The sequence below is a fragment of the Amycolatopsis sp. NBC_00345 genome, from assembly GCF_036116635.1.
Classification (GTDB): Bacteria; Actinomycetota; Actinomycetes; order Mycobacteriales; family Pseudonocardiaceae; genus Amycolatopsis.
Window position 1 is genome coordinate 5791470 of the sequence record NZ_CP107995.1, and the last position, 13909, is coordinate 5805378.

The window sequence follows — 13909 nt, forward strand, 5'->3', positions numbered from 1 at the left end:
GCGGAACCGGCCCGGCGACCGGAACATCCGATGTCTTACGCTACGACGGTAGGGCCGAGCAGCCGGCCGTGTCAACGCGCCAACCCGGCGACCCAGGCCGCGCCGCCGAGCGGCGAAGCACGCCGGGCTGCCATCCGGCCTTGGATTTCTGTTCTCCAGCAAGGGATTCCATGACGTTTTGGCCAGACAAGACCACCATCACCCCGTAACGGGACCCGGCACGGATCGAGCGCCGGAACGAGTGGACGGGCAGCCAGGTGATCGGACCCCCGCCCGGCGGGAACCGGGACTTGGGAGACCTGGTCGCCAGACTTCGAAGACCGCGTCACCCGCGTCCGGAGTCACCACAAAAGCACTACCCAGAGCAGTGCCGGGTAACTTTGGGTGACAACCAGCGTGGTGTGGAGACGCCCGCCCACGAGTCACTAACGTAGGGATCCGCAGTACCGGCGCCGCGATCTCAGGGAGTAGTCAACCGTGTCCGATTCGTTCGTCCACCTGCATGTGCACACCGAATACTCCATGCTGGACGGCGCGGCCAAGGTCAAGCCCCTGCTCGCCGAGGCCGAGCGGCTGGAGATGCCGGCGATCGCGATGACCGACCACGGGACGATGTCCGCGGCCGCCGAGTTCTACCGGGTCGCGAAGAAGAGCCCGGTCAAGCCGATCATCGGGGTCGAGGCCTACGTGGCGCCGGAGAGCCGGTTCCACAAGAAGCCGGTGTTCTGGGGGCAGCGCAACCAGCGCGGGTCGGACGAGTTCGGTGAGGGCGGCGACGTCTCCGGCGCGGGCTCGTACACGCACATGACGATGTGGGCGCGCAACTCCGACGGCCTGCGGAACCTGCTCCGGATGTCCTCGCTGGCGTCGTTCGAGGGCTACTACCGCAAGCCGCGCATGGACCGCGACCTGCTGGTCGAGCACCACGAAGGCATCATGGCCACCACCGGCTGCCCGTCCGGCGAAGTGCAGACGCGGCTGCGGCTGGGCCAGCGTGAGCAGGCGATCCAGGCGGCATCGGACTACAAGGACCTCTTCGGCGCGGACAACTTCTTCCTCGAGCTGATGGACCACGGCCTGCCGATCGAGCGGTCGGTGCGCGAGGGCCTGCTCGAGATCGGCCGGCTGCTCGACCTGAAGCCGGTGGCGACCAACGACTCGCACTACGTCACCCAGGACCAGGCCGAAGCGCACTCGGCGCTGCTGTGCGTGCAGGCGGGCAAGACCCTCAACGACCCGACCCGGTTCAAGTTCGACGGCGACGGCTATTACCTCAAGTCGGCCGACGCGATGCGGGAGTACTGGGACAAGGAGGTCCCGGGCGCCGCGGACAACACCCTGCTGATCGCCGAGCGGGTCGAGTCCTACGCCGACGTGTTCGACTTCAAGGACCGGATGCCGCGGTTCCCGGTGCCCGAGGGCAAGACCGAGGACGACCTGCTGCGCGAAGAGGTCGACAAGTTCGTCCCGAGCCGGTTCCCGGGCGGCCTGAACCAGGAGTACAAGGACCGGATCGACCGTGAGCTGGGCATCATGGCGAAGATGGGCTTCTCGGCCTACTTCCTCGTGGTCGGCGACCTGGTGCGGTGGGCGAAGAACGAGAAGATCCGGGTCGGCCCCGGCCGTGGCTCGGCCACCGGTTCGCTGGTCGCCTTCATCCTGCACATCACCGACCTCGACCCGATCGAGCACAGCCTGCTGTTCGAACGGTTCCTCAACCCCGAGCGCGTCAGCCCGCCCGACATCGACCTCGACTTCGACGACCGCCGCCGCGGCGAGGTCCTGCAGTACACGATCGAAAAGTGGGGCGCGGAGAACGTCGCCCAGGTCATCACCTTCGGCACGATCAAGACCAAGGCCGCGATCAAGGACTCGGCGCGGGTGCACTTCGGGCAGCCCGGCTTCTCCATCGCCGACCGGATCACCAAGGCTCTGCCCCCGCCCATCGCGGCGCAGGACATCCCGCTCTCGGGCATCTTCGACCCCCAGCACGAGCGGTACAAGGAAGCGACCGAAGTCCGCACCCTGACCGACACCGACCCCGAGGTCTCCCAGATCATGGGCACCGCCCGGGGCCTCGAAGGGCTGATCCGCAACGCCGGCGTGCACGCCTGCGCGGTCATCCTCTCGTCCGAGCCGCTGCTGGACGTGATCCCGCTGTGGCGGCGCGACGACGGCTCCACCATCACCGGCTTCGACTACCCCTCGTGTGAAGACATGGGGCTGCTGAAGATGGACTTCCTGGGTCTGTCGACGCTGACCATCATCGAGGACACCGTCCGCGCGGTGAAGGAGAACCACGGCCGGGACATCGACCTCGCCACCCTCGAGCTCGACGACAAGAAGACGTACGAGCTGCTGGCCAGGGGTGACACCCTCGGCGTGTTCCAGCTGGACGGCGCGGCCATGCGGAGCCTGCTGCGCGCGATGGCGCCCACCCACTTCGGTGACATCGCCGCGGTCCTCGCGCTCTACCGGCCGGGTCCGATGGCCGCGAACGCGCACACCGACTACGCCGAGCGCTCGAACGGACGGCAGCGGATCACCCCGATCCACCCCGACCTGAAGGACGCGCTCGAGCCGATCCTCGGCGAGACCTACCACCTGCTGGTCTACCAAGAGCAGGTCATGGCCATCGCGCAGCAGCTCGCCGGCTACAGCCTCGGCGGCGCCGACCTGCTCCGCCGCGCGATGGGTAAGAAGAAGAAAGAGATCATCGAGAAGGAGTTCGAGCAGTTCCGCGCCGGCATGCTCGGCAAGGGCTTCTCCGAACAGGCGTGCCAGACGCTCTGGGACGTCATGCTCCCGTTCGCCGGGTACGCGTTCAACAAGTCCCACACCGCCGGTTACGGGCTGGTGTCGTACTGGACCGCCTACCTCAAGGCCAACTACCCGGCCGAGTTCATGGCGGCCCAGCTGACCTCCAACGGCGACAACAAGGACAAGTCCGCGATCTACCTCGCGGAGTGCCGCCGGATGGGCATCAAGGTCCTGCCGCCGTGCGTGAACCAGTCGAACCTGCAGTTCCGCGCGATCGGCTCCGACATCCGCTTCGGCCTGGGCGCGGTCCGCAACGTCGGCGCCAACGTCGTCGACTCCATCGTCAAGACCCGCAAGGCCAAGGGCGAGTACACCTCGTTCAGCGACTTCCTCGACAAGTCGGAACTGGTCGCCTGCAACAAGCGGGTGCTGGAATCGCTGATCAAGGCCGGCGGGTTCGACTCCTTCGACACGACCCGGCTCTCGATGGTCAAGGTGCACGAGGACGCCGTCGAAGCGGTGGTGCCGCTCAAGCGCCAGGAAGCCATGGGCCAGTTCGACCTGTTCGGCTTCGGCGGCGAAGAGGACGGCGACGCCGAGGTGGCCGCGTCCTCGTCACCGCTGGCCCACCTGAAGTTCGAGGACGAGGAGTACCCGCGCAAGCAGCTGCTCGCCTACGAGCGGGACATGCTCGGCCTGTACGTCTCGGCCCACCCGCTCGACGGCGCGGAGCGCATCCTGCGCCAGCACGCGCCGAAGCCGATCGCGGCGCTGATCGACGACGCGCCCAAGGAAGGCGAAGTCGTGCTGTCCGGCATGATCTCCGTCGTCGACCGCCGGGTCAACAAGAAGGGCGAGCCCTGGGCGATCGTCGCGGTCGAAGACCTCGACGCGTCCATGGAAGTCCTGTTCTTCGCCAAGTCCTACTCGATGTGGCAGGCCGAGCTCGTCCAGGACTCCGCCGTCGCGATCAAGGGCCGGGTCAACTGGCGCGACGACAAGATGTCCGTCTTCGGCGGCAACGTCATCACGCTCGACATCAGCGACGCCGAACGCAATCCCTCGGACGGGCCGCCCCCGTTTGTCATCCGCGCGGACGCCGTGAAGATCGACCGCGACGTCGTCGCCGAGCTACGCGGCACCCTCACGGCCCACCGCGGCGACACCCCCGTGCACCTCGTGCTCGCCGGAAGCCGGGAAACCGTCTTCGTGCTCGACAACTACTCGGTGAACGCGACCGCGTCGCTGGCCGGTGAGCTGAAGGGCATCCGCGGCATCTCGATCGGCGCGTAACCGGCCTCGCCTTTACGAGGCACTGCCCAGTCGTCTGACCAAACGGAGACCGGCGTCCGTGAAGCCGGCGCGGTGGTAGAAGCGCACCGCGCCGGCGTTGCGGTGGTGGATTCCGGCTGACAGGTACCGGATCCCCTGCTCGGTGGCCCACCGTTGCGCCGCCTCCAGGAGCGCCGTGCCGGCTCCCCCGCCGCGGACGTCGCCCAGCACAACCGTGTGGACGTCCGCGGACGGCTCCGGCCGCAGGATCTGGTGCTCCGGCGGCCCGGGGTGGCGCAGCACCTCGACCATGCCGACGACCCGGCCGCCGGGGGTCTCGGCGACGAAAACCGCGTCCTGTCCCGTGCCGTCGGCCAGCACGGCCGCGAAGTGCCGGGCCACCACGTCCCGCGACGGGACGCGGTAGGTGCCCGGGTCGAGAGCCACGTGCGCCTCGGCGTTGGCGACGCGCAACTCCACCAGGGCAGCGACATCCGCCGCGCTCGCCGGCCGAACCTTCACCTCTGTCGTCTCCACGACGGCGATCCTAGGCTGGCGCAGCACCCCGGCTCGGGCTGAGTGGCAGGCGGGCGGCGGCTGCGGCGACGGTGGCCAGGTCGTCGCTCGAGAAGCCGGCGCGACTCAGCACCGCCAGGGATTTGTTCGTTGCCAGCGTGCACAACGCCAGCTCTGCCGCCTCCTGCCCATCGGCCCCCGCCGCCAGCAACGCCTGCTCCAGCATCGCCCGCAAACTGTCGATCATGGCGCGGACCATCGCCTGGCCCTCCGCGTCGAGGGCCGGGAACTGCGTTGCCGACACCGTGAGCAGGCAGCCGTCCGGGACCGCCGGGTCGGCGATGCGGTTCAGGGTGACCTGCAGGTAGGCGGCCACCACGGCGCCCGGGCCCGGGTGGGGGCCGGACAGCGCCTGGTCGTACAACGGGTGGTAGGTCCGCGCGTACCGCTGGAGGCTTTTCCGGAAGAGGGCGCTCTTGTCGCCGAAGGTGCTGTAGAGCGAGCTCCGGCCCAGGCCCGTGCCCTCGGTCAGGCGGTCGATCGAGGCCTCCGAATAGCCCCAGCGCCAGAAGACGTGCATCGCGCGTCGTAGCGCCTCGTCCACGTCGAATTGCTTGCGGCCCGCCATGGTTCGTCAGCCTACACATCTTGCACCGATCGTTTCAAGATGTGTAGGGTCCCCGGCATGACAAGTTGCACTGATCGTTCCATGATGGGCTTGAGTTCGCTGCGGCTGCCCGACGGGTTCACCGACGTCTTCACCAGCCGGCTCGTGGAGCTGAACGGGCTGCGGCTGCACGCGGTCACCGGCGGGGACGGCCCGCCGCTGCTGCTGGTCGGCGGGTGGCCGCAGACCTGGTACGCCTGGCGGGAAGTGATGCCCGCGCTCGCCCGCGAGCACACCGTCGTCGCCGTCGACTCGCGCGGGGCCGGGCTCTCCGACAAGCCCGACGACGGTTACGACGCCGGCACGCTGGCCGCCGATCTGGTCGCGCTGATGGCCGCGCTCGGGCACGACCGGTTCGACGTGGCCGGCCACGACATCGGCATGTGGACCGGATACGCCCTCGCCGCCGATCACCCCGGGCGGGTGGGCCGGCTCGCCGTCGTCGACGCCATCATCCCCGGTCTCACGCCGGCCCCGCCGGCCTTCAGCCCGGCCGCGGTCAACCAGCGGTTCTGGCACTTCGGCTTCAACCGGCTGACCGACCTCAACGAGGAGCTGGTCCGGGGGCGGGAGCGGCTCTTCTTCGGCTACCAGTTCGCCAAGAAGGCAGCCACCCCGGACGCGATCCCCGCGTACGCCGTCGATGTCTACGTCGATGCGATCGTCGCGGATCCTCGCGGGCTGCGGGCGAGCTTCGCGTACTACCGGGCGCTGGACGAGACGATCGCGCAGAACGAGCAGCGCAAGAAGACCCGGCTGACGCTGCCGGTGCTCGCCGTCGGCGGCGCGCAGTACAGCGGCGCGATGGCCGCCGAGACGATGCGGCTGGCGGCCGACGACGTCACCGAGGTGGTCCTCGACGACTGCGGCCATTACGTGGCCGAGGAGCAGCCGGCGCGGTTTGCCGAGATCCTGGCGGACTTCCTCGGTGGCAAACCGGCAGCAGGCGTGCCGCACGGCTGAAACATTCGTGGCGGAGTTTCGCCCTGTCTGTCTTGCGCGCCCCCTCATTCACGGTGCAGCGCCTCCCTCGCGCCAAGAATCGACGGCGATGCGCATGCCGTCGGTGGTGCGAGGAAGGATGTCGATGTCCACAGTGAGGTTTCTCAGTGGGGCTGGGTGGGGTGGGTGTTGTCGTGAGGTGAGGCGTGGGGCCGCTGGTGGGACTGGATCTGCGAAGATCGAATCCTAGAGTCCAGGGGCCCCACGTGATTTCCTGTGGTGCCACGCTTGACGGGGCGCGCGAGCTGGCCCTGTTCGTCGCCGGCGTGCTGGGTGCCGAGCGCCGGCGCCGGGGCACTCGCCGCGGTCGGCGCGCGTTGACCCCGTATCGGCAGGCAGTGCTGGTGCTGCGCTGGTTCCGGGACGCCACCCCCGTGCACTGGCTCGCTGCCGATCACCACATCAGCATCGCCACCGCCTACCGCTACCTGCACGAAGCCATCACCGCCTTGGATGCCCACACCCCGGACCTGCACCAGGTCCTGCAGCAACGCCGGGCCGCCGGCGACACCCACGTGATCCTCGACGGCACCCCCATCCCCGCCGCACGCGTCGCGGCCACCACCATCAAGACCAAGGGGAAGAACCGCGGGGCCACGGTGCATCTGTGGTACTCGGGTAAGCACCGCAGCTTCGGCGGGAACATCCAATTCCTGGCCGGCGCCGACGGATTCCCACTCTGGGCCTCCCCGGTACTGCCCGGCTCCCGCAACGACCTCTCCGCCACCGGCATCCTGACACCGGTCAAGAAAGCCACCGGCCAACCACCCCTCGCCACCGACCAGCAGACCAGCAACCTGCTCCACACCCGGCTACGCGCTCTCGGCGAACGCGCCGCCGCGCTCCTCAAAACCCGCCGGCAAGCCCTGCACCGCATCACCCTCTGCCCCGAACACATCGGCACCATCGTCCAAGCAGCACTCGTCCTCACCCACCACGAACACCACAGACGCTACTGAGAAAACCTCAATGTGGCACCGACGGCCGAGGCGGAGCGGAGCGACCAGGTAAGGACAGCGGAATCTCGCGGCGCTGACCCAGCTTTGGAGGTTCCTCGCTATGTGCCGGGGTCAGGCGGCTGCCTCGCGCCCGGCCCCGCCTGCGGTGTCTCTCGCCCGGCTCTCGTGCAGTGGCGGTGGCGTTGTCGCATACACCCGCCCGGTCGGTGTGGTGATCGTGCCTTCACCGCCAGGCGCCGTGGTGCAGGACCAGTCGGGTTCGTCTTTGAGGCGGTGGTGTCGCCGACAACGCGGGCCAAGGTTGTCTTCGGCGGTCTGGCCGCCCTGTGCGAAGTCCCGGGTGTGGTCGATATCGCTGAACTGCGACGGACGACGACAGCCCGGGTGCTGGCACACCCGGTCCCGCACCTGCACCAGGTCGGCGAGGGCGGCTGGTGGCCGGTAGCGGGTCCGGCCGACACTGAGCACCTGCCCGGTGTCGGGCTCGGTGATGATCCGCCGCCACACCGAATTCGAGTCCGCCGCAAGCTCCCTCGCCAGCCACGCCGGAACCGTGCCACAACCCGACAACTCGGCGGGCTCCTCGTTCAATCCAGCCAGCGTCAAAAGGTCCACATAGACATAGACAACGGGCTTGATGCCGCTCTCGCCCGGCGCCCGGTTCAGCAGCCGATCGACCAGGACGTCCGCACGCAGCTGCTCCAGCGTCCGGGCTTCGTCTCCGCGACGGAGCTTCCGTGCTTGGTGGTCGAGGGTGGTGTAGATCGCCGAGGCTTGTTCCACGGGAAGATCGCACAGCAACGTGGACATCGTCTCATCCTGATGAATCAAGCAGACGTTACGCTCGCGCCGCCGCGCCCGGGATCTTCGCTCATATCCTTCGGCGTCCACCTTCTGCACCACCCGATTCACGGCGGCCCGTAACGACGACGGATTCTTCCCCGTCAACCGGGTCGCCACAATAGCGTCGACCTGGCGAGCCATTTCATCGGACAAGGCGATGGTCGGCTCGAATATCATTCGCGCTTTGAAACCATCGATCTCCCCACGCTGGAACGCCGCGAACGTTGCCGGGAGCCGGGTTGTCAGTGCCTGCGCCAACGCGACATCGGCCCCGGTGCGCCGTTCTGTCATCGACAACTCCAACGCCAACTCGGCCGCGACGGACCGGGCAGAACCACCTGTCGCCGCGAACAACGCGACATCAGCAGCCTGCTCGGCCTCCAGCTGCGCCACTCGAATGGCCCGTTCATGAATCCGAGACAAAACATCGGAAGCAGCATCTCTAAAACAACTCACCCTTTAATTTTACCGACGCCACCAACCAAAAACGTCACCAAATAGAGTGAACAAAACATCTCCATATCGGCTACTGAGAAAACCTCATTGGGGACGCAAACCAGCCAGAGTCACAAGACAGCTAGACAACCCGCCCCAACCCACCATGCCGTCCGGCGATCTTGCCGATCACCGGCAGCAGCGCGGCCAGGGCGGGGTTGTCGTTGCTGCGCCGCCAGGCCAGGCCGAGCTTTACCGGGTTCGCGTCGATTCCGGTGACCGGGCGCAGCACCAGCCCGCGGTAGTGCAGCGCCGTTGCCGCGGCGGGGACCAGTGCGATGCCGAGGCCGGCCTTCACCAGCGCGAGCATGCTGTGCACCTGGCTGAGGTACTGGACGTAGTGCGGCGCCACTTCGGCGTTGCGGAAGATGCTGACCAGGATCTCGTGGAAGTACCGCGCCTCCGAAGGCGAGTACATGATGAACGGCTGACCGTCGAGGTCGTGCACGCTCGGGGCGGCCTTCCGCGTCGCGAGTGGGTGGCTTTCGGGCAGTGCGGCCAGTAGCGGTTCGCGGTAGAGCAGGGTGGCCTCCAGGTCCGCGCCGGCCACCGGTGGCCGGATCAGGCCGACGTCGATGCCGCCTTCCAGCAGCTCCTCGACCTGGGCCGAGGTGACCATCTCGCGCAGCCCCAGCTCGACGTTCGGCAGCTCGGTGCTCGCCGCGGCCACCACGTGTTCGAGGAACGAGTACGCCGTCGTCGCGGTGAAACCCAGGGTCACGACGCCGGATTCGCCGCGGGGTGTGCGGCGCGCCGAAAGCGCCGCCTCGTGCGAAAGGTGCAGTAGCCGCCGGGCGTCGGCGAGGAAGACCCGGCCCGCCGGGGTCAGCCTGATCGCGCGGTGCGCGCGGTCGAACAGCAGCACCCCCAGCTCGTCCTCCAGCTGCTTGATCTTGCGGCTCAGCGGCGGCTGGGTCATCGACAGCCGCGCCGCGGCCCGGCCGAAGTGCAGCTCCTCGGCGACCGCGACGAAGCCCTGAAGCTGCTCTAGGGAGAACACCGATACAGATTAGGCATCGGATCATCCAAAACAAGTGTTGGACGGGTATCGGTAGCCGGACTTACCGTGACCGCCAAGCAGTCCACGATGTCCGCCCGCCGGCGAAGATGCCCGGTTCCGGAGGTCGCGCCCCTGGACGGGCCCGCGCGATCCGAGACGAGCGGGCCGAACCAGGAGGTGCCGCCGCACGAGCAAGTTCTCCCTCTGGTAGTTCCCCCGCCGCCCTGAGAAAAACCGGAGACGTCAATGTCGCTGTCGTCCGACCAGCCGCTGTCCGTCGAGGACCCCGCCTACCGCCGGGCGGTGCGCAAGTTCTTCCGCCGCATGATGCCGCTCGTGGTGTTCATGCTGGTGGTCAACCAGATGGACCGGACCAACATCGGGTTCATCCAGTCCCACCTCAAAACCGACCTCGGCATCGGCGCGGCCGCGTACGGCCTGGGCGCCGGGCTGTTCTTCGTCGGGTACGCCCTGTTCGAAGTGCCGAGCAACGTCCTGATGGAACGCTTCGGCGCCCGGGTCTGGCTGACCCGGATCATGATCAGCTGGGGTGTCGTGGTGGCACTGACCGCGTTCACCACGGACGCGAACATGTTCTACCTCCTCCGGTTCCTGCTCGGCATCGCCGAAGCCGGCTTCTTCCCGGGCGTCATGTACTACTTCACGAAGTGGCTGCCGAACGCCGAACGCGGCCGGGCCACCGCGATCTTCCTCGGCGGCTCGGCGACGGCGTACATCGTGACCGGGCCGGTCAGCGGTGCGCTGCTGGAGATGCACGGGCTCGGCGGGATCGCGGGCTGGAAGTGGATGTTCCTGCTGGAAGGCGGCTTCTCCGTCCTGATCGGCATCATCGGCGGCTTCCTGCTGGTGTCCCGGGTCAAGGACGCGAAATGGCTCAGCGCCGAGGAAAAGACGGCACTGAGCGCGGCCGTCGAACGGGACGAGCTGGCCCGCCAGAGCACCACGACCGTGAAGACGTCCCGCTGGAAGCTCGCCACCCAGCCGCAGGTGCTCCTGCTGTGCTGGCTGTTCTTCGCGATGAGCATGACCGGGTACGCCATCACGTTCTGGCTGCCGAGCATCGTGAAGAACATGGGCGACCTGTCCGACTTCCAGGTCGGGCTGCTCTCGGCCGTCCCGTGGATCGTCGCGATCATCGCGATGTACTCGCTCGCCTGGTTCACCGACCGGACCGGGGTCCGGCGGCCGTGGGTCGCGGTCGGCCTGGTGCTCGGCGCCGTGGGCACGTTCCTCGCCACGACCGGGTCACCCTGGTTCGCGCTCGTCGCGGTGTGCCTGGCGGCGGCCGGGTTCAAGTGCGCGGCCTCGGCGTTCTGGCCGATGGCCCAGCACAGCCTCGACTTCAAGGTCGCCGCGGCCGGCATCGCGCTGATCAACTCCATCGGCAACCTCGGCGGCTTCGTCGGCCCCACCGTGCTGGGCTACTTCGAGGAGGCCACCGGCAAGACCACCGGCGGGCTGTGGGGCCTGTCCGCGGTCTCGGTGATCGCCGCCGTCACGGTGCTGCTGGTCCGCGCCCGGGACGACGCGGGCACGACGTCGGTCACGAGTCCCGCGGTGCCGCCGGTGGTGCACTGACCCGGCCCAGGGGACGCCTACCATGACGGCGGTCCCCTGAAGCCCGGCCGGGAACCCCGCGAGCGGACCCCGTGAACGTGCCCGGCCCCTGCGGCTAAGAACAGACGTGAGAACCATGATCGAGGAGCCGGCCGGCGACGGGCTGGCCACCTGGGACGGATCCGCCCGCCCGGACCTGTCGGGTGCTTCGCCGGGCCGGGATTTCGAAGAGCTGTTCATGCGGCACGCCGGGGAGCTGTACCGCTACCTGTCGAGATGGGTCGGGCCGGCGGCCGACGACCTGGTCGCCGACACCTTCGTGGCCGCGCTGAAGAGCCGGATGACCTACGACCCGGAGCGGGCCACCGCGCGCGCTTGGCTGTTCGGGATCTCCACCAACCTGCTGCGCACGCACTTGCGAAGCAGAAGCCGGGAGAACACCGCGACGGACCGGCTGGTGTCGTTCATGGTCACCGAGGTCGAAAGCCACGAGCGGCGGGTGGTGGAGCAGATCGACGCGGAGGACGACGTGCGCGCGCTCGCCACCGCGGTTTCGGCGCTCAGCCAGGACGACCGGGACGTGCTCCTGCTGACCTCGTGGGCCCGGCTCGATTCGAACGAAGTCGCCGCGGCACTGGAGATCCCGGTCGGCACCGTGCGTTCACGGCTGCACCGGGTCCGCCGTTCGCTGCGCATCCGGAGTGGCTGGGGGACCGGCCGATGACCGAAGAAGGAGCACGTGTGCACTCGATCCTGACCGACGACGGACTCGACGCGTCGCTGGCGGCGCTCTGCCCGGAACTGCCGTTCACCGACGACGTCCGGGCCCGGATCCGCGCGCGGGCCGGGCTGCCGGTGCAGGAGGAGCCGGAGGCTCAGCGGGCCAGGCCGCGTAAGCGCTGGTTCGCCGTTGCGGCGGCCGCGGCCGTCATCGCGGTGGCGGGGCTGGCGGTCAAGCCGCTGCTCGGTGACGACTTCGTGCCGGCCGCGAGTGCCGCCGCCGCGCAGGATCTCGAACACGCCGCGACGACGGCCGAAGGCGATCCGGACCTCGTGCCGGGACCGGGCGAGTACCTGTACGTCGGCGTCCGGGACGCGAGCCTGAGCAGCGCGTTCACCTACACCGGCAAGCCACTGACCGCCATTGTCGACACGTCGACCCAGGTGTGGATCCCCGCGGACCGGCAGCAGGAGTGGATGCGGCGGAGCAAGACGGACGAGCCGAAGCGGTGGCTGGTCGGCTCGGCGGACCTCGCCCGGCGCGAAGGCGACAACGGGATGCTGGACCCGAAGACGTTCGCGCCGAGCGAGGTCCGCGCGGCCTGCGGCGACTTCCCCGGGTGGAACGGGGAGGCCGGCGCCACCGGGCCGGCCGTGGCGACCGAGATCGGCCCGGGCTGCGACGGGGACTCCGGCGACTGGGGCCATGTGACGCCGGGGTTCCTGGCCGGCCTGCCCACCGACCCGCAGCGGCTCTACGACCGGATGCTCGCCGACATCGGGTCGCACGATCCGAGCCAGGTGCTCGGCCTCGCCACCGCCGTGCTGCGTTCGGGCCAGGCCGACCGTGAGCTGCGCACGAGCCTGTACCGGGCGCTCATGCTCGTGCCCGGCCTGGACATCACCGACGGCGAGGCGAACCTCGCCGGGCAGACCGGCGTCGGGCTCGGCGTCGTCCAGGGCACCCTGCGCAGCGAGATCGTGCTCGACCCCGCGACCGGCCGGTACCTGGGTGACCGCGAGGTCCTCCAGACGCCGGGAACCGGGGTGTGGCAAGGACTTCCGGCGGGCACGGTGGTCAGCTCGTCGGCGGTGACCACCGCGGTCGTGCGGGGCCTCGGCTCCGGGCCCCGATGACGCGGACCCGGGCGTGATGCGACGGCACGAGCGCCGGCAGCTCAGGGAGATCGAACGGGCCCTCCTGGCCACGGACCACGCCTGGGCGCGGTCCGTGTTCGGGGAGCTGTCCGGGCCGGAGCGGCGACGGCGGACCGCGGCGCGGGTGACGGCCGACCTGGCCGCGGTCACCGTGCTGGCGATCGGCGCGTTCACGGTGTCGATGCCGACGCTGTTCGCCGGGACAGTACTGGCCAACATCGCGCTGTGTTGCCACCTGGGCGGCGCCACCGGCCGGTCGCCGATGCCGCCGCCTGCCTAGGCCAACGGCCGCCGGTTCCCGTTCCCTTGACGGGACCCGGCGGCCTGCCGTATTTTTAGTGAAGTACCTCAATAAGTGGTATATCACTAAGTGGTACCTCCGAAGGTTGTACGGGGGAACGGGCGGTCGCTCACCCGGCCGCGGCGCGCAGCTTCGCCAACGTCGCCAGGAACGCCGCCCGCTCGTCGGCCGAAAGGCTCCCGAACACCTGCTCGTACGCGGCCATGAACGGCTTCCGGGAGGCCCGGAACGCGATCCGGCCCGCGTCGGTGATGGTGACCAGGCTGGCGCGCCGGTCGCCGGGGTCCGGTTGCCGCACCGCCAGTCCGTCGCGCTCCAAAGCGTCAACGGCCTGGGTGGCCGACCGCACCGCGGTGTGCGAATACGCGGCGAGGTCGGTGACCCGGCTCGGCCCGTGCTCCGCCAGGAGCTTGAGCAGCTTGCTGCGCGCGAGCGGCACGCCGGACTCCGTCATCGCGGTGTCCATGTACTTCCGCAGGAGGTGGGACAGGATGAAGAACTCGTCCCCGACCTGCTTGATCGCGGCTCGTTCGCTCGAGTTCGGCATCAGCCCGCTCCTGCCTGGCGTTGGTGAGGTACCTCCCGAAGAGGATACGGCTCGCACGAGGCCGATCTTCGACGGTCACAGAAAAGGGGAT

12 protein-coding genes are annotated in these 13909 nt (G+C 68.9%); 7 read left to right on the top strand and 5 right to left on the bottom strand.

All coding sequences use genetic code 11. The annotated features are described in order from the left end of the window. Positions 1-522 precede the first annotated feature (522 nt). The gene (gene dnaE, locus OG943_RS25840) at positions 523-4053 is read left to right on the top strand and encodes a DNA polymerase III subunit alpha (protein WP_442874809.1); all 3531 of its coding nucleotides are present in this window, start codon (positions 523-525) and stop codon (positions 4051-4053) included. A gap of 12 nt (positions 4054-4065) precedes the next feature. On the opposite strand, the gene OG943_RS25845 is transcribed toward dnaE, so the two are convergent. Then, a complete protein-coding gene (locus OG943_RS25845; protein ID WP_328603506.1) occupies positions 4066-4569 on the bottom strand; it encodes a GNAT family N-acetyltransferase in 504 nt (167 codons plus the stop codon). Between the two features lie 10 nt (positions 4570-4579). After that, the gene (locus OG943_RS25850) at positions 4580-5176 is read right to left on the bottom strand and encodes a TetR/AcrR family transcriptional regulator (RefSeq protein WP_328603507.1); all 597 of its coding nucleotides are present in this window, start codon (positions 5174-5176) and stop codon (positions 4580-4582) included. 84 nt (positions 5177-5260) lie between these two features. On the opposite strand from OG943_RS25850, the gene OG943_RS25855 reads away from it, so the two are divergent. Next, positions 5261-6178 carry an alpha/beta fold hydrolase gene (locus OG943_RS25855; RefSeq protein WP_442874563.1) on the top strand — a complete coding sequence of 306 codons (918 nt, stop codon included), beginning with the start codon at positions 5261-5263 and terminating at the stop codon, positions 6176-6178. Positions 6179-6423: 245 nt separating this feature from the next. Continuing rightward, positions 6424-7176, top strand: a complete 753-nt coding sequence (locus OG943_RS25860) for an IS5/IS1182 family transposase (RefSeq protein WP_328612149.1) — start codon at positions 6424-6426, stop codon at positions 7174-7176. 111 nt (positions 7177-7287) lie between these two features. Here the strand turns inward: OG943_RS25860 and OG943_RS25865 are convergent, their stop codons facing one another. Both OG943_RS25865 and OG943_RS25870 read right to left on the bottom strand, forming a co-directional pair. Continuing rightward, positions 7288-8412 (bottom strand): HNH endonuclease signature motif containing protein, encoded by a 1125-nt coding sequence (locus OG943_RS25865; RefSeq protein ID WP_328603508.1) that lies wholly within the window; start codon positions 8410-8412, stop codon positions 7288-7290. 184 nt (positions 8413-8596) lie between these two features. Further along, a complete protein-coding gene (locus OG943_RS25870) occupies positions 8597-9514 on the bottom strand; it encodes a LysR substrate-binding domain-containing protein (protein ID WP_328603509.1) in 918 nt (305 codons plus the stop codon). 246 nt (positions 9515-9760) lie between these two features. On the opposite strand from OG943_RS25870, the gene OG943_RS25875 reads away from it, so the two are divergent. The 4 genes from OG943_RS25875 to OG943_RS25890 all read left to right on the top strand — a co-directional run bounded on the left by OG943_RS25875 (position 9761) and on the right by OG943_RS25890 (position 13250). Then, positions 9761-11113 carry an MFS transporter gene (locus tag OG943_RS25875; RefSeq protein WP_328603510.1) on the top strand — a complete coding sequence of 451 codons (1353 nt, stop codon included), beginning with the start codon at positions 9761-9763 and terminating at the stop codon, positions 11111-11113. Between the two features lie 115 nt (positions 11114-11228). Then, the gene (locus tag OG943_RS25880) at positions 11229-11816 is read left to right on the top strand and encodes an RNA polymerase sigma factor (protein ID WP_328603511.1); all 588 of its coding nucleotides are present in this window, start codon (positions 11229-11231) and stop codon (positions 11814-11816) included. Beyond that, a complete protein-coding gene (locus tag OG943_RS25885; RefSeq protein ID WP_328603512.1) occupies positions 11813-12949 on the top strand; it encodes a CU044_5270 family protein in 1137 nt (378 codons plus the stop codon). The genes OG943_RS25880 and OG943_RS25885 overlap by 4 nt, the downstream gene beginning before the upstream one ends. 16 nt (positions 12950-12965) lie before the next feature. Then, positions 12966-13250 carry a DUF3040 domain-containing protein gene (locus OG943_RS25890; RefSeq protein WP_328603513.1) on the top strand — a complete coding sequence of 95 codons (285 nt, stop codon included), beginning with the start codon at positions 12966-12968 and terminating at the stop codon, positions 13248-13250. A 130-nt stretch (positions 13251-13380) separates the two neighbouring features. On the opposite strand, the gene OG943_RS25895 is transcribed toward OG943_RS25890, so the two are convergent. Continuing rightward, a complete protein-coding gene (locus OG943_RS25895) occupies positions 13381-13818 on the bottom strand; it encodes a MarR family winged helix-turn-helix transcriptional regulator (protein ID WP_328603514.1) in 438 nt (145 codons plus the stop codon). Between the last annotated feature and the right edge of the window lie 91 nt (positions 13819-13909).